The sequence below is a fragment of the Candidatus Binatia bacterium genome, assembly GCA_036563615.1.
In the GTDB taxonomy this organism is placed as follows: Bacteria; Desulfobacterota; Binatia; order UBA12015; family UBA12015; genus DATCMB01.
On sequence record DATCMB010000022.1, the window covers coordinates 197,286 to 220,563 of the forward strand.

The window sequence follows — 23,278 nt, forward strand, 5'->3', positions numbered from 1 at the left end:
TTTCTTAACCGCGCGCGCGGCGTCGCGCGCGCTTCGCCTCGACGGAGAAGGCGCTCGGCGGTGGCACGCCCGCTGCTCAGGGTCGCCCGTTGTGAACTGACGCCGCAGCCGCGGCGAGGGAGGTCGAATGAGTCTCGATTTGATGAAGGAGAAGGGCGTGCCCCTCGAGGAGCAGTCGTTCACGCTGCGTGAGCTGACGCCGCCGCCCATCAGCAAGCTCGACGACGACGCGTTCACCCGGGTGCGGATCATCCTGATGAACGGCATCGAGTCGCACGCGCTCCGCTTCAAGCACGCGTTCGCGTGGAACACGCGCGAGCTGCGCGGGACCCTCGCCGCCGTGCGACGCGCGGAGCAGCACCAGCAGACGATGGTCAACTGGCTCCTGCCGGCCGACCAGTCGGTGCTCGAGACCACGATCGGCTTCGAGCAGGTGGCGATCGAGCTCACCGCGAGCCTCGCGCTCAACGAGCCCGATCCCTACCTCGCGCAGACCTACCGCTTCGGGCTGCTCGAGGACTTCGACCACCTCTACCGCTACTCGGCGCTGATGGATCGGGTCGAGGGCAAGGACCCGAACAACATCCTGCAGAGCTACACCGACATCCTCCCGGGCCGTCCGACGCTGGTCGAGCACCGGGCGCCGATCGACGAGATCCGCTGGCCGTACGATCGCGCGAGCGTGCACCCGATGAGCCGCATCAACGCGCTCACGCTGGTCGGCGCGGAGTACCAGACGCACGACTACTACATGGTCGTCGGGCCGACGTTCGCCGATCCGGTCGCGCGCGGGCTCTACGCCGAGATCGCGTCGATCGAGGAGCAGCACGTCACGCAGTACGGCTCGCTCATCGATCCCGACGAGACCTGGCTCGAGAAGTGGGTCCTCCACGAGGCGATCGAGGTCTACAACTACTGGAGCTGCGTCAATTACGAGAGCAACCCGCGCATCCTGAAGATCTGGGAGCGCATGCTCGACTACGAGCTCGGTCACCTGCGCCTCGCGATGGAGACGATGAAGAGCATCGAGCGGCGCGACCCGGCGGAGATCCTGCCGGAGAGCTTCGACGAGCCGGTGCGCTTCGAGAGCCATCGCGAGTTCGTCCGCGAGACGCTGTCGAACGAGGTGCACCTGCGCGCGCGCGGCCCCGACTTCATCCCCGCGAGCGAGGAGAAGCCGGACTCGCCGTCCGTCCTGTATCGCCAGCGGCTGCACTCCGAGGGCACGCCGTCGGAGATCGTCGCCGCGGGCTACCGCTGGATGCCGGGCACCGAGCTCGCCGGCATGGCGCACAACGGCGGCGCGACCGCCGCACGAGAGGTCAGGCCATGAGGGAGACGTCGACGGGAAGGAATCGTACGGGCATCCAGGCGGCGTCGAGCGATCTGCGCCGCGCGATGGAGGACGTGACCGAGCTCACGCCGGTCGACGCGAACGACGGCTCGCTCGCCGCGACGCGCGCCGAGTTCGCCGAGGAGAGCGACGACAACGTCGGCAGCATCCCGCCGCCGCCGACGCTGAAGGGCATGGTCAAGTCGGCCGTCGGCGCGCTGTCGGGCGAGAGCGTCGCCGAGCTGCTCGACCGACTCTCGCAGCGTCTGGCCTTCGAGCGCAGCGGCAGCCGCTACTACGAGGGGCTGATCACCAAGTTCAAGGTCGCGCAGGCGGCGAACATGATTCCGGACGGCGGGCCGACGCTCGACGACCTCGTGCGCTTCCACGACGACGAGATGCGCCACTTCGCTCTGCTCAAGACCGCGATCGAGGACCTGGGCGGCGATCCGACGGTGCAGACTCCGGCGGCCGACGTCGCCGCGGTCACCGGCATGGGCATCGGTCCGGTGATCAACGATCCGCGCACCGACTTCTGGCAGGCGCTCGAGGCGATCCTGGTCGCCGAGCTCACCGACAACGACTCCTGGGACATGCTGATCCAGGTGGTCGCGGGTCTCGGCTACGACGACCTCGCGACCCGCTTCACCGTCGCCAAGACCGACGAGGACGAGCACCTGAGCAACGTGCGCATCTGGCTGCAGCAGCACGCGATGCGGCAGGCAGGCGCCTCGACCTGAGCGGCTGACGTCCGAGTCGGGCTCGCCGCCAACGTAGGGCAGGGCCCCCAGAAAGAATCGCGCGCAGCCGGCGCCGGTGACCCAGTGGTCGGCTGCCCGCGTGCTCGCGATGTAAATGAAATTGACTTTCAATTTCATCCAACGTAGAGCGAAGAGCACGACGCCGCCCGCGGCCGCCGAGGCCGCGACGGCGGCAACCAGGACGAAGGAGCGAGCATGGACGAAGTGGTCGCGTTCACCGAGGAGATGCTGGCGGCGTGCCGGGCGCTGGGCCGCGCACGGGTCGTGCTGCGCAACCCGGTCGGGGTGGTGGAGGTGTTCGCGGACCTGGGGACGCTCGAGCTGCGCGACGGCTGGGCGCACCTCTGCACCGAGCCTTTCCACCTGCACCTGCACTGCCACTCGATCGCCGAGGTGCACTTCCGCGTCCCCGACGGCGAGGGCGCGAGCGCGAGCCGCGCGGTGTGGTTCGCCGACAAGAACGGCGCGCCGCTCCTGCTGATCGTGCTCGACCAGGCGAAGGGCGACCGCGCGACCGAGCAGGCGCGCGTGTTCGACGCGCTGCGCGCGCAGCACGGGCCGTCGCGCCCGCTGATGTCGCTCGACGCGCTCCCGCCACGCAGCGCGATGAGCTGAGCGGCGCGACGCGCCGAGACGCGCGCCGCGGCGAGCCGAGCGCGCGTGTCGCGCGGCGATTCGCCTGCGGCGCGAACTCTCGTTAAGAGCGGGGCGATGGCGGTCCTCGGAACGCGCCTCGACCCTTCCTCCGAGAGCTTCGTGCGCAACCGCGAGGGGATGCTCGCGAAGCTCGCGGAGATCGACGAGCTGCACGCGCGCACCATCGACGGCGGCGGGCCGAAGTACGTGGCGCGCCACCGCGCGCGCGGCAAGCTGCTGCCGCGCGAGCGCATCGAGCTGCTGCTCGACCGCGACTCGCCGTTCCTCGAGCTGTCGCCGCTCGCGGCGCATGGCACGGAGTACGTCGTCGGCGCGAGCGTCGTGACCGGCATCGGCGTGGTGTCGGACGTCGAGTGCGTGCTGATCGCGCACGACCCGACGGTGCGCGGCGGCGCCACCAACCCGTACTCGCTGAAGAAGGCCCTGCGCGCGATGGACATCGCGCGCCAGAACCGCCTGCCGCTGATCAACCTGGTCGAGTCCGGCGGTGCCGACCTGCCGCGCCAGTCGGAGATCTTCGTCCCGGGCGGCGCGACCTTCCGCAACCTGACGCAGCTCTCGGCGGCGCGCATCCCGACCGTCGCGCTGGTGTTCGGCAACGCGACCGCCGGCGGCGCGTACCTGCCCGGGCTGTGCGACTACGTGGTCATGGTGAAGGAGCGCGCCAAGGTGTTCCTCGGCGGTCCGCCGCTCGTGAAGATGGCGACCGGCGAGGTCGCGAACGACGAGGAGCTCGGCGGCGCGGAGATGCACTCGCGGGTGTCGGGCGTCTCGGACTTCCTCGCCGTCGACGAGCGCGACTGCCTGCGCATCGGGCGCGAGATCATGTCGCGGCTCAACTGGCGCAAGCTCGGCCCCGGTCCGACGATGCCCGCCGACGAGCCGCTCTACGATCCCGAGGAGCTGCTCGGCCTCGCGTCGCTCGACTTGAAGCAGCCGATCGACGCGCGCGAGGTCATCGCGCGCATCGTCGACGGCAGCCGCTTCGACGAGTTCAAGCCGCTCTACGGCTCGAACCTGGTCACCGGCTGGGCGTCGATCCACGGCTTCCCGATCGGCATCCTCGCCAACCAGGTCGGCATCCTGTTCTCCGAGGAGGCCGAGAAGGCCGCGCAGTTCATCCAGCTCGCGAACCAGAACGACGTGCCGCTCGTGTTCCTGCAGAACACCACCGGCTACATGGTCGGCAAGGCGTACGAGCAGCGCGGCATGATCAAGGACGGCTCGAAGATGATCAACGCGGTGTCGAACAGCGGCGTGCCGCACATCACGCTGGTGATCGGCGCGAGCTACGGCGCCGGCAACTACGGCATGTGCGGCCGCGCCTACGATCCGCGCTTCCTGTTCGCCTGGCCCAACAGCAAGACCGCGGTGATGGGACCGCAGCAGCTCGCGGGCGTGATGTCGATCGTCGGACGGCAAGCCGCGGAGGCCGCCGGGCAGCCGTTCGACGAGGAGAAGGACGCGATGATGCGCCGCATGGTCGAGGAGCAGATCGAGAGCGAGTCGCTCGCGCTGTTCAACACCGCGCGGCTCTACGACGACGGCATCATCGACCCGCGCGACAGCCGTACGGTGCTCGGCATCGCGCTCTCGGCGTGTCACTCGAACGAGGTGCGCGGCGCCCGCGGCTTCGGCGTCTTCCGCATGTGAGCCGCTCTCTCCGCCAACCGATGTCCGCTTCCGAGCCGAAGACGATCCGCAAGCTGCTCGTCGCAAACCGCGGCGAGATCGCGCGTCGCGTGATGCGCACGTGCCGCGCCATGGGCATTTCGACCGTCGCCGTGTTCTCCGAGCCGGACCGCGGCGAGCCGTTCGTCGCCGAGGCCGACGAGGCGGTCGCGCTCGGCGGCGCGACGCCCGCGGAGTCGTATCTGCGCGGCGACGCCATCGTCGCCGCCGCGCGATCGACCGGCGCCGACGCGATCCACCCCGGCTACGGCTTCCTCGCCGAGGACGCGCGCTTCGCCGCGCTGTGCGTCGACGCGGGTCTGACCTGGATCGGACCGCCGCCCGAGGCGATCGCGGCCATGGGCTCGAAGCTCGAGGCGAAGCGCATCGCCGAGCGCGCCGGCGTGCCGCTCTTGCCGACGCGCGAGGTGCGCGCGGGGCAGGACGCGGCGCTCGACGCGGCGGCGCGCGAGCTCGGGCTGCCGCTGCTGGTCAAGGCGTCGGCGGGCGGCGGCGGACGCGGCATGCGCATCGTGCGCTCGGCCGCCGAGCTCGCCGACGCGGTGGCGAGCGCGAGCCGCGAGGCGCAGAGCGCCTTCGGCGACGACACGGTGTTCCTCGAGCCCTACGTCGAGGCGCCGCGGCACGTCGAGATCCAGGTGTTCGCCGACGCGCACGGCAACGTCGTGCACCTCTTCGAGCGCGAGTGCTCGATCCAGCGTCGATACCAGAAAATCATCGAGGAGGCCCCGTCGCCGGCGCTCGACGACGAGCTGCGCGCGCGCATGGGCGAGGCCGCGGTGCGGCTCGCGCGCGAGATCGGCTACCGCGGCGCCGGCACCGTCGAGTTCCTGCTCGCGCCGGACGGGCGCTTCTTCTTCCTCGAGGTCAACACGCGCCTGCAGGTCGAGCACCCGGTGACCGAGTGCGTGACCGGGCTCGACCTCGTGCGCCTGCAGATCCTGGTCGCGGAAGGACGTCCGCTGCCGGCCGAAGCGCTGACGCCGCGCCGCAGCGGGCACGCGATCGAGGTGCGCATCTACGCCGAGGTCCCGGAGGAGGGCTTCGCGCCCGCGACCGGCACGCTGCACCGCGTGCGCTTCCCCGAGGCGCCGGGGCTGCGCGTCGAGGCGGGCGTCGCGGACGGCTCGGTGGTCGGCGTCTACTACGACCCGATGATCGCCAAGCTCGTCGCGTACGCGCCGACGCGCGCCGAGGCGGCGCGGCTTCTCGCGAGCGCGCTGCGGCGCACGCGGCTGCACGGCGTGCGCAGCAACCGCGAGCTGCTGATCGCGGTGCTCGAGGACGACGAGTTCCTCGCCGGCAAGACCGACACGCACTTCCTCGAGCGCAAGCCGCCGCGCGAGCTGGTCGCGCGCGTCGAGCACCCGGACGCGAAGCGTCTGGGCGCGATCGCCGCGGCGCTCGCGGCGCAGGCCCGTCGCCGGCGCGAGGCCAAGGTGCTGCGCACGATCCCGTCCGGCTGGCGCAACGTGTCCTCGCAGCTCGAGCGCGCCGAGCTCGACTGCGCGGGACGGACGATCACGGTCGGCTACCGGCTCGGGCGCGGCGGCGCCGTGCTCGAGGTCGACGGCGAGCGCCTCGCGGGCGTGGTCGTGCGCGACGCGACGCCCGACACGGTGCTACTCGAGGCGGACGGCGTGCTGCGCCGCTTCGAGGTGCACCAGGTCGGCGACGTTTCGTGGGTCGACGGTCCGCTCGGCGCGTGCTCGTTCACCGAGCTGCCGCGCCACCCGCAGCCGAAGGTCGAGCTCGCGGCGGGCTCGCTGGTCGCGTCGATGCCGGGGATCGTCGTACGGGTGTGCGTCGCCGTCGGGCAGCAGGTCGAGGTCGGCGACGAGCTGGTCGTGCTCGAAGCGATGAAGATGGAGCACCGCGTGCTCGCGCCGCACGCGGGGGTGGTCGAGGCGGTGCGCGTCACCCCGGGGGCGAGCGTCACCGCCGGCGACGTGCTGGTGGTGGTGGCGCAACGAGAGGGCGAACGAGAGGTCGGCAATGCCTGAAGCGGTGCTTTACGAGAACGACGGTCCGGTCGCGTGGCTGACGATCAACCGGCCGGAAGCGCGCAACGCGCTCAACCAGGCCGTGCGCCAGGGCCTGTGGGACGGCTTCCGTCGCTTCGCGGCGGACGATGCGAGCAAGGTGCTGGTGCTGACCGGCGCGGGCGACGAAGCCTTCTGCGCCGGCGCCGACCTGAAGGAGATGGCGGAGCTCAAGCTCGAGGTGCCGCCGCCCGACTTCGCGCCGTACCTCAATCGCAACATCGAGATGCCGAAGCCGGTGATCGCCGCGGTGAACGGCATCGCGTACGCGGGCGGCTTCCTGCTCGCGCAGATGTGCGACCTCTGCGTCGCGGCCGAGCACGCGCGCTTCGGCATCACCGAGGCGCGCTGGGGACGCGGCGCGCCGTGGGCGGCGCCGCTGCCGTGGCTGATCCCGCCGCGGGTCGCGCTCGAGCTGCTGCTCACCGCGGAGCCGATCGACGCGCAGCGCGCATTCGAGATCGGGCTCGTGAACCGCGTCGTGCCGCGCGGGGAGCTGCGCGCGACCGCGCAAGCGCTCGCGCTGCGCATCGCGCAAAACGCGCCGCTCTCGGTGCGCGCCTCGAAGGCGATGGTCTACGCCGCCGCGGAGCGCGGCTGGTCGGCGGCGCTCGACGAGGGCGACCGCCTGTTCGAGCCGGTCTACCTGAGCCAGGACGCGCAGGAAGGCCCGCGCGCCTTCCGCGAGAAGCGCGCGCCGCGCTGGCAGGGGCGCTGAGGCGCCTCCCGTGACGACGAGCGCGGAGAAGCGGCCGGTCCGCATCGCGAACTGCAGCGGCTTCCTCGGCGACCGTCTGGCGGCGGCGCGCGAGATGCTCGAGGGTGGTCCGATCGACTACTTGACGGGGGACTACCTGGCCGAGCTCACGATGCTCATCCTGTGGAAGGCGCGTCTCAAGGACCCGACGCTCGGGTTCGCGACGACCTTCCTGCGCCAGATGGAGGACGTGCTCGGGCTCGCGGTCGAGCGCGGCGTCCGCATCGTGGTGAACGCGGGCGGGCTCAACCCGGCCGGGCTCGCGGAGCGCGTGCGCAACCTCGCCGACAAGCTCGGCGTGAGGGCGCGCGTCGCGCACGTCGAGGGCGACGACCTGCTGCCGCGGCTCGACGAGCTGAAGGCCTCCGGACAGAGCTTCACGCACCTCGAGACCGGCCGCAGCCTCGCCGAGGCCGGCGTGACGCCGGTCACCGCCAACGCCTACCTCGGCGCGTGGGGCATCGTCGCCGCGCTCGAGAGCGGCGCCGACGTCGTGATCTGCCCGCGCGTCACCGACGCCTCGCTCGTCGTCGGCCCGGCCGCCTTCCACTTCGGCTGGAAGCGCGACGACTGGGACCGCCTCGCGGGCGCCGTGGTCGCGGGGCACGTCATCGAGTGCGGTCCGCAGGCGACGGGCGGCAACTACAGCTTCTTCCGCGAGGTGCCGGGGCTCGAGCACCCGGGCTTCCCGCTCGCCGAGGTCTACGCGGACGGCAGCTCGGTGATCACGAAGCACCCCGGCACCGGCGGCGTGGTGTCGGTCGGCACGGTGACGGCGCAGCTGCTCTACGAGATCGACTCGCCGCGCTACGCGAACCCCGACGTCGTCGCGCGCTTCGACAGCATCCGCCTCGAGCAGGAAGGACCGGACCGCGTACGCATCTCCGGCGTGCGCGGCGAGCCGGCGCCACGCGACACCAAGGTCTGCATCAACTACCTCGGCGGCTACCGCAACGGCATGACGTTCGTCCTCACCGGGCTCGACGTCGAGGAGAAGGCCGAGCTGGTCCGGCGCTCGCTGTTCGGCGCGCTGGGCGGCGAGGAGCAGTTCGACGCGGTCGACGTGCGGCTCGTGCGCACCGACAAGCAGGACGCGCCGAGCAACGAGGAGGCGACGGCGCTCTTGCGCGTCACCGTCAAGGACAAAGAGCCGAAGAAGGTCGGGCGCGCCTTCGCCAACGCCGCGGTCGAGCTGGCGCTCGCGAACTACCCCGGCTTCTTCGCGACCACGCCGCCGGGGGCCGAGAGCCCGTTCGGCGTCTACTGGCCGGCCCTCGTGCCGCGCGAGCTGATCCGCGAGGAGGTGGTGACCGACGACGGGCGCCGCATCCCGGTGCCGTCGACGCTGCCCGGCGAGGCGTCGGCGAGCACGAGCACGCACGGGGCGGCGGAGCCGACGATCGAGGCGCCGGCGCTGCCGCCCGCGCCCGGTGGGCCGACCGAGCGCCGCCCGCTCGGCACGCTGGTCGGCGCGCGCTCGGGCGACAAGGGCGGCAACGCGAACGTCGGGCTCTGGGCGCGGACGCCCGAGGCGTACGCCTGGCTGCGCGAGCTGCTCACCGTCGAGCGCTTCCGCGAGCTCGTCCCCGAGGCGGCATCGCTCGAGGTGCGGCGCTACGAGCTGCCGAACCTCCTGGCGCTGAACTTCGTCGTCGTCGGGCTGCTCGGCGACGGCGTCGCGGCGTCGACGCGCTTCGACCCGCAGGCGAAGGGTCTCGGCGAGTACGTGCGCTCGCGCTGGGTGCCGATCCCGCGCGTCCTGCTCGACGCGGCGGCGCGCGGCGCGGCCTGACGCACGAGCGCGCGCGAGTCCGCGCTGGCGCGCGCGGCCTGACGCACGAACGCGCGCGAGTCCGCGCTGGCGCGCGCGCAGGCCGACACACGCAGCCCGCGCGCGCCGCCATCAGCGCGCTAACGCCGCCGGCGCGAGCAACCCCTTGCCGGGCACGAAGTTCACCTCGAGCCGGATCCCGTCCGGATCCTCGAACAGCACCGAGTAGTAGCCCGGCGCCCAGGGACCTTCCTCGGGCGGGTGGACGATCGTGGCGCCGAGCTCGAGCAGGAAGCGGTAGACCTCGTCGACGTCCTCGCGCGAGCGCGCGCGGAAGCACAGGTGGTGCAGCCCGACGCGGAACTGCGCGAAGCGCTCGTCGCGGTAGCGCTCCTCCGCTTGCACGACCCCGACCGCGGTGCGCCCGCCGACGTAGTACAGCATCTGATCCGTCTGGAGGATCGGCGTGAGGCCGAGGAAGGCGAGCAGCTTCTCGTAGAACGGCCGGCAGACCTCGAAGCGGCTGACCGTCAAGAACGTGTGCGCGACGCCGTTGATCTCCATCGCGCCACGATGCCGTCCGCGCCGTGGCGAGACAATCGCTCAGGGCAGCGCGTCGGCGGCGGTCGCGGCCGCGGTGGCCGCGGCGATCGGCGTGCCGCGACGCCGCATTCCCGCCTTGTCGTACACCGCGTCGATCACCCGCATGTTGGCGATCGAGTCCTCGGGACCGGTCGGCACCGGCGCGCCGTGCCGCACGTGCGCGACGAAGGCGCGCAGCTGGTGCACGTAGGTCGCCTCGCCGCTGACCCGCTCGGTGCGCGTCCCGGCCGGCGTGCGCACCGTCAGGCGGTGGTACACGTGCGGCAGGATCGGGTTCCACACGCGCATCTCGCCGTGGTCGCCGCGCACGATCGTCCGCACGTCGAGCAGCCGCGCCGACAGCAGCGACACCGTCATGCGGCCCCACGTCCCGTCCGGGAAGCGGAACTCGGCCTCCATCAGGCGGTCGATGTCCGGGCCGCGCAGCAGGGCGCGCGCGCGGACCACCTCGGGCTCGCCGCCGACCAGGTGGCGCATCTGGTGGATCGCGTAGCAGCCGAGGTCCATGGTGGCGCCGCCGCCGAGCGCGTAGTCGAAGCGGATGTCGCGCGGCAGGACGAGCGGCACGCAGAAGTACGACGACACCTCGCGCAGCCGTCCGAGCTCGCCGCTCGCGACGATCTGCCGCATGCGCTCGGCGAGCGGGTGGTAGCGCCAGTGGAAGGCTTCGACCAGGCGCTTGCCCGTGCGCGCGGCGACCTCGGCCATGCGCACCGCCTCGTCGGCGTTCGACGCGAGCGGCTTCTCGCAGAGCACGTGCTTGCCGGCCTCGAGCGCGCGGATCGTCCACGGACCGTGCAGGGCGTTCGGCAGCGGGTTGTAGATCGCGTCGACGTCGGGCGACGCGAGCAGCGACTCGTACGTCGGGTAGGCGCGCTCGATCCGATGCTTGACGGAGAAGTCGCCGGCCCGCTGCGCGTCGCGCGCCGCGATGCCGACGACCTTCGCCTCCGGAACCGAAGCGGCCGGACGCACCAGCGCCATCGGCGCGATGCGCGCGGCGCCGAGGATGCCGATCCGCAGCGGCCCCTCGGCGCGCGCCTCACCGCTGACCTGGACGTCCTCCGGCGGGACGCTCACAGCCCGAGGATCCGGTTGTAGCGCTCGAGCCGCGACACGTCGCCGCTCTGGATGCGCTTCGCGTGCATGTCGACCATCAGCATGTTGCGCCGGATGAACGACGCCGCGAGCTCGTACTTGGTCGGCACCACCTCTGCTTGGAAGAGCAGCTCCGCCGCCACCACCACGTCGATCACCATGTCGCACACCCGCTTCGCGTTGAGCAGCGCGTAGCGCGGATCCTCCATCAAGCCGGGCAGCGACGCCGTGATCGCGCCGATGCCGTCGCGCACCAGCTTCGCCTCCTCGGGGAAGCGGTCGTCGAGGTGCTCGAGGTCGGCGCGCGTCTGCTCGAGCGCGGTGAACAGCGCGCCCTTGCTCATCTCGCGCAGCGCGAAGCTCGCCTGGATCTCGGACGTGCCCTCGTAGATCGTCGTGATGATCGAGTCCGAGTGGTAGTGCCCGGCGGGCGACTCGGCCATGTAGCCGATGCCGCCGTGGATCTGGATGCCCGCGCGCGTCACGCGGTTCGAGACTTCGGTGCTGTAGTACTTGCAGAGCGGCGTGAAGAAGCGGATCAGCTGCGTGTTGCGCTCGAGCTCCTCCTGCAGCGCCGCGCGATCGACGCCCGGATCGTTGCGGTCGCTCGCGAGGTAGGCCTCGATCGCCGCCGTCATGTCGATCATCGCGCAGGTCCGGTAGAGCAGGGCGCGCGACGACTGGATGTCGAGCGCCATCAGCGTGAGCATCGACTTCACGAGCGGCTGCTCGATGATCGGCGCGCCGAACTGCACGCGCTCCGAGGCGTACGTGCGCGCTTGACGGTAGGCGGCCTCGGCGATGCCGATCGCCTGCGCGGCGACGCCGAGCCGCGCCTGGTTCATGAGGTCGAGCATGGCGCGGAAGCCGTTGCCGCGCTCGCCGAGCAGGAACGCCTCGGCGTGGTCGAACTCGACGGCGCAGGTCGGCGAGCCGTGGATGCCCATCTTGTTCTCGACGCGCGTCACGCGCACCGTGTTGCGCCGTCCGTCGGGCAGCACGACCGGACAGAGCAGCAGGTTGAGGCCGTTGGTCGTGCCCTTCGACTGGTCGTAGGTCGCGGCGTCGCGCGCCAGGACCAGGTGGACGTCCGAGCCGCCGTTGGTGATGAAGATCTTCGCGCCGTCGATGAACCAGCGGCCGTTCTCCTCGGTGGCGCGCGTCGTGATGCCGCCGAGGTCCGAGCCCGCCTGGGGCTCGGTCAGGTCCATGCAGCCCTGCAGCTCGCCGGACGCGAACCGCGGCAGGTAGCGCTGCTTGATCTCCTCGCTGCCGTACTTCTGGATGTCACCGGCGACGCCCGCCTGCAGGCCGACGATCGTCATCAGGCTGGTGTCGGCCCGCGAGACCATCTCGAGGTAATTCGAGTTGAGCAGGACGGGCAGTCCGTAGCCGCCATACTTCGGGTCGAGGATCAGGCAGACGAGGCCTGCCTGGCGCAGCTTGTCGTAGCCGCTCGCGATGTGCGGCGGCACGATGACGCGGCCGTCCTCGAGCCGGACCTCCTCGTGCCAGTGGTCCTTCGCCTCCGCTTCGATGTCCTCGCAGATCTCGCCGATCGTCTGGAGGATCGTCTTGAAGGTCTCGACCTCGCTGGCGACGTCGCCTTCCGAGCCGCGCAAGAGCTTGAAGTAGCGCGCCCAATCGACCCGGTGGTCGATGAACTGGCGCATGTCCTGGTGGAAGAATTCGCGGTTCATCCCGGCCTCCTTATCATGCAGCGCGTCATCGTCGAGCCGGGACGTGAGGGGGCTCGCGGGCCGTCCGCGAGGGGGACGCGCGTCGTCGGCGTCAGGATCTGCTGGCCGCGCGTGTCGCGATGCGCCGCCGGGCGTGCGTCAAGCTCCGCCGGCGGCGAGGCCGACCTCCTGGCCGTGCGACAGCTCGAGCGTGTGGCCGTCGGGGTCGGCGAGCATCGCGAAGTAGCCGACCGGCGCTCCGGCGTCGATCGGCCCCATGCGCAGGCGCCCTTCGGCGCGGGCGACGTCGCACAGGCGGTCGACGTCCTCGCGGGTCGCGCAGCCGACGCCCAGGTGCGCGAGCCCCTCGAGCCGCTCCTCGACGCGCTCGACCTCGATCAGCACGATCACGAACGGGCGCGTGCCGTCCGCGAGCCACACCACCTCGCGTCCGGTCGACGGGTCGCGCCGCCGGTGCACGACGTGCATCGCCGCATAGCGTTCGTAGAACGCGACGCTCGCCGCCGGGTCCGCGACCGGCAGCGCGACGTGCGTCAAGCCGACGTCGGACATGCGCTGCCCCGGTTTGCGCTTCGCCATCGCACGATCGCCACGCTCCGGCGTTCGGCGATCTGCCGCTTGACCGCCCGCCTCCGAGCGGGCACCGTTGTTGGCTGTTGTCCAGGGGTCCGCCGCGCCGTCGGAAACCGGCCGCCTTCGGGACTTCTGGCAGGAACCGCTCGAACCGAAGGAGGTCGATCGATGTCAGTACGCCGTTCCATTGCGTTGCTTGGTCTGCTGCTCGTTCCGGGGGTCGTGCTGCCCGGTGCGACGTCCGCCGCAGACCAGGATACGCTGATCAAGTACTACCGCAAAAAGAACAACGTCCCGCCGAGCGAGACCGTCACGGTGAAGGACGTCAAGGACTCGCCGATCAAGGGCGCGAAGCAGGGCGTCCTCGAGATCGGCACGCCGCCGCGCGCGCGCCAGGTGCCGTTCACCGCGTCGTCCGACTTCCGCTACGTGATCTTCGCCGAGGTCGACGACGTCACCGTCGATCCCGCGAAGGCGGTGATGGACAAGGTGTCGCTGAAGAACGAGGTCTGTCGCGGTCCGAAGGACGCGAAGGTGACCATCATCGAGTACTCGGACTTCCAGTGCCCGTTCTGCGCCAAGGGCTACAACACGATCGAGAACGAGGTGCTGACCGAGTACAAGGACAAGGTCCGCTTCTGCTACAAGCACCTGCCGCTGCCGTTCCATCCGTGGGCCGAGCCGAGCGCCATCGCGATGGAGTGCATGAAGCAGCAGAACCCCGACGCGGCCTGGGCGGTCTACCGCGGCTTCTTCGAGAAGCAGAAGGAAGTGACGCCGGCGAACGTCAAGGAGAAGGCGCTCGAGTTCGCGGCCAACGACAAGATCGACAAGGCCAAGTTCGAGGAGTGCTTCGACAAGAAGGAGACCCTCGACAAGGTCAAGGCGGACAAGGCCGAGGCGACCTCGCTCGGTCTGACCGGTACGCCGTCGTTCGTGATCAACGGCCGCATGGTGAAGGGCGCCCAGCCGGCGGCGAACTTCAAGGCCATCATCGACGACGAGCTCGCGTCGGCGAAGTGAGCAGCGCGGGGACGTGTCGCACGCCGGCACGTCCCCGCATCCATCCCGCCGCTCCCGCGTCCCGACGTGACGCCGCGCGCTCGCGTGGCGGCGTGCCGTCCCCGTCGCGGGTGCTAAAGTGCGCCGGCCAGGGACGGCCGGATGCTTCACGTCGATTCTCACGCTCTGGCGGCGACCCCCGCCGTCAATCATCGGGCGCGCGCTGCGCGCCTGGCGCAACGGGCGCGCGACACGCGCCTGACGCATCACACCCGCCACGCGCGTCACGCGCGCCCCACGGGCGCGTTCCCGCGTCGACCGTACGCGGGCGGCGACACGCCGTGGCTGCGCTGACGGAGCCGCCGCGACGTGCACGGCTCGCGTGACAGCGGAAGGGCAGGGGCGATGCGCTGGTGCTCGACGGCGTCGGAGCAGCCCCGGCTCGAGGACGCGGCGCGCGAGGCCGCCGCGACGCTGCGCGCGCAGCTCGACGGCGCGCGTCCGGACCTGGTGATCGCGTTCCCCTCGGACCAGTACCGCGCCGATCACCGCGAGCTCTCCGCGATCCTCGCCGACGAGCTCGGCGGCGGTCTGCTGCTCGGCTGCTCGGCGCACAGCGTGATCGGCGGCGGGCGCGAGATCGAGCACGGCCCGGCGCTGTCGCTCACCGCGGCGTCGTTGCCAGACGTGAGCTTGACGCCGTTCCACGTCGACCTCGACGCGCTGCCCGAGCCCGACGCGCCGCCCGAAGCCTGGCGGCGCGTGTGCGGCGTCGACGCCGGCGTCGAGCCGCACTTCCTGCTGCTCGCCGACCCGTTCTCCTTCGACGTCGAGCGGCTGATCCGCGGGCTCGACGCGGCCTTTCCATCCAGCAAGAAGATCGGCGGCGTCGCGAGCGGCGGCCGCACGCCGGGCGACAACGCGCTGCTGCTCGGCGACCGCGTGCACCGCTCGGGTCTGGTCGGCGTGGCGATGGCCGGCAACCTCGAGCTCGACACCATCGTCGCCCAGGGCTGCCGTCCGATCGGCGTGCCGATGTTCGTCACGCGCTGCCGCGACAACGTCCTGCAGGAGCTCGACGGACGCCCCGCGCTCGAGGTGCTGCAGGACCTCTACGAGAGCCTGCCGCCGGCGGATCAGGAGCTGTGCCGCGGCTCGCTGTTCCTCGGCATCGAGATGAAGCAGGCGCAGGGCGAGTACCAGCAGGGCGACTTCCTGATCCGCAACCTGCTCGGCTCGGACCGCGAGGAGGGCACGCTGATCGTCGGCGCGCTGCTGCGGCCGCTGCAGGTCGTGCAGTTCCACCTGCGCGACGCGCTGACCTCGGCCGAGGACATCGAGCGCCGGCTCGCGCGCTACGAGGCGGAGCGCGGCACCGAGGCGGTGCGTGGCGCGGTCCTGTTCTCGTGCCTCGGGCGCGGCGTGCACCTCTACGGACGTCCGAACCACGACAGCGACGTCCTGCGCCGCCACCTGGGCGACGTCGCGCTGGGCGGCTTCTTCTGCAACGGCGAGATCGGTCCGGTGCAGGGGACGACGTTCCTGCACGGCTACACGAGCGCGCTCGGCATCTTCCGCTCGCGCGGCTGACGAGCTCGCGCGCTCGCGCGGGCTCACGGTGGCGTCACGGGTCTGCGGTGGACCCGGCTGCGCCGCCCCGATAGACGCGTACGACGTGCCCGTGGACGTACCCGCCTGGTGCCGCTCCGTGGCCGGCGAGGGCCCGGTGCTCGTGGTCGTGCCGCACGGCGGACTGTGCGCGCACGATCTGCTCGAGCTGCGTCGCGGCGGCACGCTGCGCGGCAACGACCTGCACACCGGCGAGGTCGCGCGCGCGCTCGCGCAGCGCCTCGGCGCGTCGCTGATCGAGAACCTCGCGGTCGACCGCAACCAGCTCGATCTGAACCGCGTCGACGAGGTCACGACCCACGCGCCGTGGTTTCTCGACCTGCTGCGCGAGCACCTCGGACGCATCCTCGCGCGCCACGCGCACGCCGAGGTGCTGTTCGTGCACGGCTGGCACGTCGTGCAGCCGACCTGCGACGTCGGCGTCGGGGCGCGGCTCGCGACACCGACGGAGGCGGCGAAGCTCGCGCCGCGGCTCACGGCGTCGCCGAGCTACGTCGCGAGCGCGCTCGACACGCTGCGCGCGCTCGGCGCACGCGACGGCATCCACACGACTTTCGGCGAGCGCTGGCCTGCGGCGCACCCGAACAACGTCATGCAGCTCTTCCGTCGCGTGCCGCGCGCGACCGGCGGGCCGTGCGCGGCGCTCGCGGATCTGACCGCGTCGGGGCGCACGCACGCGGTGCAGCTCGAGCTCGGCGCGCCGCTGCGCTTCCCGGGCGCCTGGCGCGAGCGCTTCGTCGCCGCGGCGGCCGCGGCGTTCGGAGGCGCAGCGCAGCGCGCGAACGTGGACGCGGGCGCGAGCGTGGCGACGCCGTCCGCAGCGCTCGTCGCGCCGCGTGGGCACGCCGACGCGCGGCGTGGGCACGGCGACGCCGCGCAGCGTGCGGCCGCGGCGACGGCCGGCGCGCATGCACCCGTGCGCGGCGTCGCGCTGCAGGCGCACGACGCCGCGGTCGGCGCGCACGGCCTCGGCATCGTCGCCGGCCTGGGCGCGCTCGGACCCGACGAGATCGGCGGACGCCTGCTGCTCCTGCCCGGCGGCCAGCGCGTGCTGCTCTTCACCGGACACGGCCGCCCACGCGCCGACGGCCGCCTCGCGCTCGCCGGGCTCGAGGCGGAGATCGGCGAGCACACGGCCTGGGTTCGCTTCCGCGGACCGCTGCTCGACATCCCCGATGCCGCGCTCTACTTCCGCGACGAGCGCGCGCAGCTCGCGGCCCGCGTCGTCGGCGCCGACGTCGAGCTGCACTACGCGACGAGCGAAGCGCGCACCTGGGGGTGGCTCGAGGGGCGCGTCAGGCTCGACGGCGCCGTGCTGCGCGTCGGCGCGACGGCGTTCACCGATCCCGTGCTCGCGCGTCTCGCGCCGGAGCGTCCGGGCGTGCGCCTGCGCCTCGTCGCCTCGTTCGGCGCCGACCTCGGCGCGGTCGCGGATCTCGACCCCGGCGAGCCCGCGTCGTCGCTGCGGCTGCTCGGGGACGACGGCGCGACGGCGCTCGCGCTCGCCGAGGAGGCCGACGGTGCGCACGCGCCGCTGCCGGACGTCGTGCCGGGACGGCTCACGCCGCCTTTCGCGCTCGCGCTGCGCGGCGGTGGCGCGCTGCGCTGCACGCCGCGCAGCCACGTCACCATCCTGCGTCCGGTGCGTCCCGGGCTGTTCGCGCGGGTGACCTTCGGCGTCGCGGGCTACGCGCTCGGCGAGCGACGTGGTAGCGGCTTCTACGAGCACACGACCGCGTTCGCCTGCGGCGCGGACGCCCGCGAGCCGACATGAAGACCATCGATCTGCGCAGCGACACCGTCACCCGTCCGACGCAGGCCATGCGCGCCGCGATGGCGGCGGCGGAGGTCGGCGACGACGTCTACGGCGAGGACCCGACGGTCAACGCGCTGCAGGAAGAAGCCGCGCGTCTGACCGGCAAGGAGGCCGCGCTCTTCGTGCCGAGCGGCACGATGGCGAACCAGGCGGCGCTGCGCGCGCTCACGCGGCACGGCGACCTCGTGCTCGCGACCGAGGGCGCGCACCTCGAGCGCTTCGAGTCCGGCGCCGCGGCGGCGATCTCGGGCGTGCAGGTGAAGACCGTCGGGCGCGACGGCACGCTCGACCCCGACGACGTCCGACGCGCGCTCACGCCGCGCGACCACCACTTCGCGCCGCTCACGCTGGTCGCGCTCGAGAACACGCACAACACGGCGGGCGGACGCGTCTTCCCGCTCGACCTGCTGCGCAGCGTGATCGACGTCGCGCGCGAGCACGGGCTCAAGCTGCACCTCGACGGCGCGCGGCTCTTCAACGCCGCGGTCGCGAGCGGCGTGCCGGTCGCGGAGTGGGCGCGCGGCTTCGACACCGTGACCTTCTGCCTGTCGAAGGGGCTCGGCGCGCCGGTCGGGTCGGTGGTGTGCGGCTCGGCCGAGGTCATCGAGCGCGTGCACCGCGTCCGCAAGATGCTCGGCGGCGGCATGCGCCAGGCGGGCATCCTCGCCGCCGCGGGGCTGTATGCGCTCCGTCACCACGTCGAGCGGCTCGCCGAGGACCACGCCAACGCGCGGCGCCTCGCCGAGGGTCTCGCCGAGCTGGGTCTCACCGTCGACCCGTTCCCGGAGACCAACATCGTGCTGTTCGGCGCACCGAAGGCCAAGTTTGGCCTTGCGCTGCGCTCGCGCGGCGTCCTGGTCAACGAGGTCGGTCCGCGTCGCTACCGCGCGGTGACCCACCTCGACGTGTCGGCGGACGACGTCGAGGACGCCTTGGCGCGGATCCGGGACGCGCTCGACGCCGCGGCCTGAGGCGCGCGAGCCGCTCGGCCTGAGCTGCTCACGGCGTCGCACGAGCGGCGTCCGTCGCGCTGCCCGGCCCGGTCGCGGCCGCGCTCTGCCGCACGAGCTGCGCGCGTCCCGGCTCCTCGCCAGCGCGCAGCGCACTGCGCATGTCGGTCGCCTCCTGCGACCGTTCGCCGCGCCGCAGGTGCGGATGCGCCAGCGCGCGTGCGATGGCGGTGAATGGCGCCGCGGCGGGTGACGTCCATGTCGGGCAGGCGCCGCGCCGGGGACGCGGGCTCGTTCTTTGGCACGAAACGACCGATGCAACGACCGGTGCGAATGCGACTTGCACGGGGCCGCTGGAGCGGCCACAACGATCGCCGGGCGGCGCTGCGTCGAACGCCTCGGGAGAGCATCGGATGGCGGACATGAGAGCGAGCGCTGACCCACGGACGAGCTGCACGACCTCGCGCGCGAGGCGGCGGCTGGATGTCGCCCGCGCGCCGCTCTCGGCCGGTGCGCTGCTCGTCGCTCTCGCGCTGCTCGTGACCGGGGCGCTGCTGCCGACCGCCGTCCAGGCCGGCGACGTCGGACGCCTGATGGCGATCGCCCGCGAGCGCGGCACCGCGCGCGTGCTGGTCCGGCTCGACGTCCCGGAGGCGGCCGCGGCGGCGCCCGATGCCTCCGAGGCCTCTCGGGTCGCGTCGCGGCGCACGGCGATCCGCGCGTCGCGAGCCAAGCTCGCGCGCGACCTCGGCAGCACCGCGTGGGCGGTGGCGCGCGAGTTCGACACGATCCCGTACGTCGCGCTCGAGGTCACGCCCGCAGCGCTCACGGCGCTGACGCTGTCCGGCGCGGTCGTCGACGTCGAGGAGGACCGCCTCGAGAAGGTCATGCTGCCCGAGAGCGTGCCGCTGATCGGCGGCGACGCCGCGTGGAGCGCCGGCTTCGACGGCGACGGCTGGGTGGTCGCGATCCTCGACACCGGGGCGCTGCGCACGCACCCGTTTCTCGCCGGCAAGATCGTCGACGAGGCGTGCTTCTCCCGCACCGGCGACTGCCCCAACGGTCAGACCGAGCAGTTCGGACCCGGCGCAGGTGCGCCGTGCGCGTACGCGGAGATCGCGTGCCAGCACGGGACGCACGTCGCCGGCATCGCGGCGGGCCGCAACGCGGAGTTCGCCGGCGTCGCGCGCGGCGCGGGCATCATCTCGATCCAGGTGTTCTCGCGCTTCGAGGGGCGCGACTGCGACGACGACATCGAGGACCCGTGCGCGAAGTCCTACACGTCCGACACGATCGCGGCGCTCGAGTGGCTCTACGAGATGCGCAACACGTACAAGATCGCGGCGGCCAACCTGAGCCTCGGCGGCGGCAGCTTCTCCTCGCAGGCGACGTGCGACATGCAGGACGGCGCGCGCAAGGCGGCGATCGACCTGCTGCGCTCGGTCGGCATCGTGACCGTCGCGGCGTCGGGCAACGAGGCGAGCACGAGCGCGCTCTCGGCGCCGGGCTGCATCAGCTCCGCGGTGAGCGTCGGCGCGGTGAACAAGGGCGACCAGATCGCGGGCTTCTCGAACTCGGCGTCGTTCTTGACGCTGCTCGCGCCGGGCACGTCGATCTGGTCCTCGGTGCCGCCGGACGGCTTCGAGTTCGTCTCCGGAACCTCCGAGTCGACGCCGCACGTCGCGGGCGCGTTCGCCATCCTGAACCAGCGCCTCGGCCGCGGCGACGTCGACCTCGTGCTCTCCATCCTGCAGCAGACCGGCGTGCCGATCCGCGACCCGCGCAACGGCGTCGTCAAGCCCAGAATCGACATCCTCGCGGCGCTCGAGGCGCTGCCGATCGGCAACCCGTCGGGCCTGCAGATCACGCCGGATCAGGCGCGCACGCTGATCAGCAAGGACGTCGGCAACGAGCGCTGGGCGATCAGCTACAACCCGGAGGACCAGACGATCACGGGCAACGTGTTCGACGCGAGCGGCGGGCCGCCGAAGTTCGTCTGGTGCGAGCGCACGGGCGACGACGGCAACCCCGATCCGTACGACGTGCAGATCGACTTCGCGTGCTCCGGCGCCGACGCCTGCACGGGATCGTCGTGCCCCGTCGACGACTGGACGTTCATCGGCGAGGTGCCGCTGCCGGGCTCGTTCCTGCTGCCGCCGCGCGGCCAGGTCGCGAGCACGGGCGGCGCGGCGCCGGGGCCCGGTGGAACGTCCGGCGGGAGCGGCCGGCCGTCCGGCCTGCAGATCACGCCCGACCGGCGCCGCACGCTGATCAGCAAGGACGTCGGCAGCGAGCGCTGGGCGATCACGCTCAACCCGGACCAGACGGTCACCGGCAACGTCTTCCAGGCGAACGGTGCCGAGCCGAGCTTCGTCTGGTGCGAGCGCACCGGCGACGACGGCAACCCGGATCCGGCGCGCGTCATCATCTCGTTCTCCTGCTTCGGCGCGGATCGCTGCCAGCAGCAGAGCTGCTCGCCCGACGAGTGGACGTTCATCGGCGACGTGGAGCTGCCGGGCTCGTTCTTCCTGCCGGGCTGAGCAGGACGGACGCGCGCGTCGCCGGGAGTTGACCCGGGCCACGTTCGGGCCGAAAGCTGGAAGCATGGGCTACGCGGCGCGCGTCGGCGCCGAGCGCTTCGTCTTCGCGGACCTGCGCGAGGTGCTCGCGAAGGCGAACGAGGAGAAGTCGGGCGACCAGCTCGCGGGGATCGGCGCGCGCTCGGAGAGCGAGCGCGTCGCGGCGAAGCTCGTGCTCGCCGACCTCACGCTCGCCGAGATCGTCGCGAATCCGCTGATCGACCCCGAGCGTGACGAGGTCAGCCGCCTGATCCTCGAGACGCACGATCGCGCGGCGTTCGCGCAGATCGCGAGCTTGACGGTGGGCGAGCTGCGCGAGCTGCTGCTGCGCGCCGACGGTCGCGAGGCGGTCTCGCCGTGGGCGCTGACGCCGGAGATCGCGGCCGCGGTCGCGAAGCTGATGAGCAACAAGGACCTGGTGCTCGCGGCGCGCGGGCTTCGCCGCGTCACGCGGTGTCGCAACACGCTCGGCGAGCCGGGCGTGCTCGCGATCCGCGTGCAGCCGAACCATCCCGCGGACGACGTCGCGGCGATCCTGCTGTCGACCGTCGAAGGCTTGCTCTATGGCTGCGGCGACGCGGTGATCGGCGTCAATCCGGCGAGCGAGTCGGTCGACACGGTGGCGGCGATCCTGCACGCGCTCGCGCGTCTGGTCGACGGCTTCGCGATCCCGACGCAGACCTGCTGCCTCGCGCACGTCAGCACGCAGCTCGCGGCGCTCGAGCGCGGCGCGCCGGTCGACCTGCTGTTCCAGTCGATCGCCGGCACCGAAGCGGCGAACGCGAGCTTCGGCGTCTCCCTCGCCATGCTGCGCGAGGGGCGCGAGCGCGTGCTCGAGCACCACCGCGCGCGCGGCGTCGCGTGGGTCGGCGACGACGTCATGTACTTCGAGACCGGGCAGGGGAGCGCGCTCTCCGCCGAGGCGCACCACGGCATCGACCAGCTCACGTGCGAGGCGCGCGCCTACGGCGTCGCGCGCGCCTTCTCGCCGCTGCTGGTCAACACGGTCGTCGGCTTCATCGGCCCGGAGTACCTCTACGACGAGCGCCAGATCGTCCGCGCCGGGCTCGAGGACCACTTCATGGGCAAGCTGCTCGGCCTGCCGATGGGCTGCGACGTCTGCTACACGAACCACGCGCAGGCCGACCAGAACTCCGCCGACAATCTGCTGCTTCTGCTCGCCGCCGCGGGCTGCAACTACTTCATGGGCGTCCCGTGCGCGGACGACGTGATGCTCGGCTACCAGTCGACGAGCTACCACGACGCGGCGTCGGTGCGCCGCATCTTCGGGCTGCGTCCCGCGCCCGAGTTCGAGCGCTGGCTCGCGGAGCGCGGAATTTGGATCGACGGTGAGCTCGCGGCGCAGAGCGACGCGCTGCGCGACGACCTGCTGCGCGCGGCCGAGCGCCTCGCGCTGCCGGGGACGGCGTGAGCGCGCGCGACGACGACGCCACGCGCGCTCGCGACGACGTGACGCGGACGCGTCCGGAGGGCGTTGCGGCTGCCGGCGAGCGCGCGCTCGCCGAGGCCGTGCTCGCGCGCACGCCGGCGCGCATCCTGGTCGGCCGCGCCGGCACCGCGTACCGCACGCCGACGCAGCTCGAGCTGCGCCGCGACCACGCCGCCGCGCGCGACGCCGTGCGCGCCGAGATCGACCTGCACGGCGACCTCGGCACCGAGCTGGTCGAGCGCTGGCGTCTGTTCGAGGTGCGGACCGAGTGCCGCGACAAGGACGAGTACCTGATGCGCCCCGACCTCGGACGCAGGCTCTGCGAGGCGGCGCGCGAGCGCGTGCGCGCCGAGTGTCCGCCGCGCGCCGACCTGCAAGTCGTGATCGGCGACGGGCTCTCGGTCGCCGCGGTGAGCGCGCAGGCGCCGGCGCTGCTCGAGCCGCTCGCGCGCGCGGCGGCGGAGCGCGGCTGGACGTTCGGACGTCCGTTCGTCGTGCGCTACTGCCGCGTCGGCGTGCTGAACGAGATCGGCGCGTTGCTCGAGCCCGAGGTCGTCGTGCTGCTGATCGGCGAGCGTCCCGGGCTGCGCACGGCCGCGAGCCTGTCGGCGTACATGGCGTGGCGGCCGCGTCCGGGGCACAGCGACGCGGACCGCAATCTCGTGTGCAACATCCACGAGCGCGGGGTCGCGACCGACCTCGCGGTCGCGCGCATCGTCGCGCTCGCGGAGACGATGCGCGCCGCGCGCGCGAGCGGTGTCGCCGTCAAGGAGGATCTGGCGCGCCTCGCGGACGAGACGCGGCTCCTCGGCTGAGCGCGGCGCAAAAAGCCGGCGCGACCCTGCGGCCGCGCCGGCTTCTCCAT

General features: G+C 72.4%; 18 protein-coding genes. 14 read left to right on the plus strand and 4 right to left on the minus strand.

Going from position 1 to position 23,278, the window contains the following annotated elements; all coding sequences use genetic code 11:
- The first annotated feature begins 127 nt into the window (after window positions 1–127).
- The 7 genes from VIS07_19355 (at window position 128) to VIS07_19385 (ending at window position 9,034) form a co-directional block, all read left to right on the plus strand.
- Window positions 128–1,333 carry a hypothetical protein gene (locus VIS07_19355; GenBank protein ID HEY8517671.1) on the plus strand — a complete coding sequence of 402 codons (1,206 nt, stop codon included), beginning with the start codon at window positions 128–130 and terminating at the stop codon, window positions 1,331–1,333.
- Window positions 1,330–2,073 carry a ferritin-like domain-containing protein gene (locus VIS07_19360; GenBank protein ID HEY8517672.1) on the plus strand — a complete coding sequence of 248 codons (744 nt, stop codon included), beginning with the start codon at window positions 1,330–1,332 and terminating at the stop codon, window positions 2,071–2,073. Before VIS07_19355 ends, VIS07_19360 begins: the two co-directional genes overlap by 4 nt.
- Window positions 2,074–2,289: 216 nt before the next feature.
- Complete coding sequence (locus VIS07_19365; protein HEY8517673.1) at window positions 2,290–2,709, plus strand: ChuX/HutX family heme-like substrate-binding protein; 420 nt, start codon at window positions 2,290–2,292, stop codon at window positions 2,707–2,709.
- A 96-nt stretch (window positions 2,710–2,805) separates the two neighbouring features.
- Window positions 2,806–4,404: a carboxyl transferase domain-containing protein gene (locus VIS07_19370; protein ID HEY8517674.1), complete on the plus strand. Its 1,599-nt coding sequence runs from the start codon at window positions 2,806–2,808 to the stop codon at window positions 4,402–4,404.
- A 20-nt stretch (window positions 4,405–4,424) separates the two neighbouring features.
- Window positions 4,425–6,446, plus strand: coding sequence for a biotin carboxylase N-terminal domain-containing protein (locus VIS07_19375; protein HEY8517675.1), 2,022 nt, complete (start codon window positions 4,425–4,427; stop codon window positions 6,444–6,446).
- Complete coding sequence (locus tag VIS07_19380) at window positions 6,439–7,203, plus strand: enoyl-CoA hydratase-related protein (protein ID HEY8517676.1); 765 nt, start codon at window positions 6,439–6,441, stop codon at window positions 7,201–7,203. Before VIS07_19375 ends, VIS07_19380 begins: the two co-directional genes overlap by 8 nt.
- A 10-nt stretch (window positions 7,204–7,213) precedes the next feature.
- Entirely contained in the window at window positions 7,214–9,034 is a 1,821-nt protein-coding gene (locus VIS07_19385) for an acyclic terpene utilization AtuA family protein (GenBank protein HEY8517677.1), read from the plus strand.
- Between the two features lie 111 nt (window positions 9,035–9,145).
- Here VIS07_19385 and VIS07_19390 read toward each other — a convergent pair whose 3' ends face one another.
- The 4 genes from VIS07_19390 to VIS07_19405 all read right to left on the minus strand — a co-directional run bounded on the left by VIS07_19390 (window position 9,146) and on the right by VIS07_19405 (window position 12,966).
- On the minus strand, window positions 9,146–9,577 hold the full coding sequence (locus VIS07_19390; protein ID HEY8517678.1) for a VOC family protein: 432 nt from the start codon (window positions 9,575–9,577) through the stop codon (window positions 9,146–9,148).
- A 39-nt stretch (window positions 9,578–9,616) separates the two neighbouring features.
- Window positions 9,617–10,696, minus strand: a complete 1,080-nt coding sequence (locus VIS07_19395) for a Gfo/Idh/MocA family oxidoreductase (GenBank protein HEY8517679.1) — start codon at window positions 10,694–10,696, stop codon at window positions 9,617–9,619.
- On the minus strand, window positions 10,693–12,414 hold the full coding sequence (locus VIS07_19400; GenBank protein ID HEY8517680.1) for an acyl-CoA dehydrogenase family protein: 1,722 nt from the start codon (window positions 12,412–12,414) through the stop codon (window positions 10,693–10,695). The genes VIS07_19395 and VIS07_19400 overlap by 4 nt, the downstream gene beginning before the upstream one ends.
- A gap of 138 nt (window positions 12,415–12,552) precedes the next feature.
- The gene (locus VIS07_19405; GenBank protein ID HEY8517681.1) at window positions 12,553–12,966 is read right to left on the minus strand and encodes a VOC family protein; all 414 of its coding nucleotides are present in this window, start codon (window positions 12,964–12,966) and stop codon (window positions 12,553–12,555) included.
- Between the two features lie 189 nt (window positions 12,967–13,155).
- Between VIS07_19405 and VIS07_19410 the strand changes: the two genes are divergently transcribed.
- From VIS07_19410 to eutC, 7 genes are all read left to right on the plus strand, one after another.
- Window positions 13,156–14,010: a thioredoxin domain-containing protein gene (locus VIS07_19410; GenBank protein HEY8517682.1), complete on the plus strand. Its 855-nt coding sequence runs from the start codon at window positions 13,156–13,158 to the stop codon at window positions 14,008–14,010.
- A gap of 384 nt (window positions 14,011–14,394) precedes the next feature.
- Window positions 14,395–15,579, plus strand: a complete 1,185-nt coding sequence (locus tag VIS07_19415; GenBank protein ID HEY8517683.1) for an FIST N-terminal domain-containing protein — start codon at window positions 14,395–14,397, stop codon at window positions 15,577–15,579.
- A 91-nt stretch (window positions 15,580–15,670) separates the two neighbouring features.
- Complete coding sequence (locus VIS07_19420) at window positions 15,671–17,392, plus strand: hypothetical protein (GenBank protein HEY8517684.1); 1,722 nt, start codon at window positions 15,671–15,673, stop codon at window positions 17,390–17,392.
- Window positions 17,389–18,405 carry a low-specificity L-threonine aldolase gene (gene ltaE, locus VIS07_19425; protein ID HEY8517685.1) on the plus strand — a complete coding sequence of 339 codons (1,017 nt, stop codon included), beginning with the start codon at window positions 17,389–17,391 and terminating at the stop codon, window positions 18,403–18,405. Before VIS07_19420 ends, ltaE begins: the two co-directional genes overlap by 4 nt.
- A gap of 401 nt (window positions 18,406–18,806) precedes the next feature.
- Window positions 18,807–20,924 carry a S8 family serine peptidase gene (locus VIS07_19430; protein ID HEY8517686.1) on the plus strand — a complete coding sequence of 706 codons (2,118 nt, stop codon included), beginning with the start codon at window positions 18,807–18,809 and terminating at the stop codon, window positions 20,922–20,924.
- Between the two features lie 64 nt (window positions 20,925–20,988).
- Complete coding sequence (locus VIS07_19435) at window positions 20,989–22,395, plus strand: ethanolamine ammonia-lyase subunit EutB (GenBank protein ID HEY8517687.1); 1,407 nt, start codon at window positions 20,989–20,991, stop codon at window positions 22,393–22,395.
- Window positions 22,392–23,228, plus strand: a complete 837-nt coding sequence (gene eutC, locus VIS07_19440; GenBank protein HEY8517688.1) for an ethanolamine ammonia-lyase subunit EutC — start codon at window positions 22,392–22,394, stop codon at window positions 23,226–23,228. Before VIS07_19435 ends, eutC begins: the two co-directional genes overlap by 4 nt.
- Window positions 23,229–23,278: the final 50 nt, after the last annotated feature.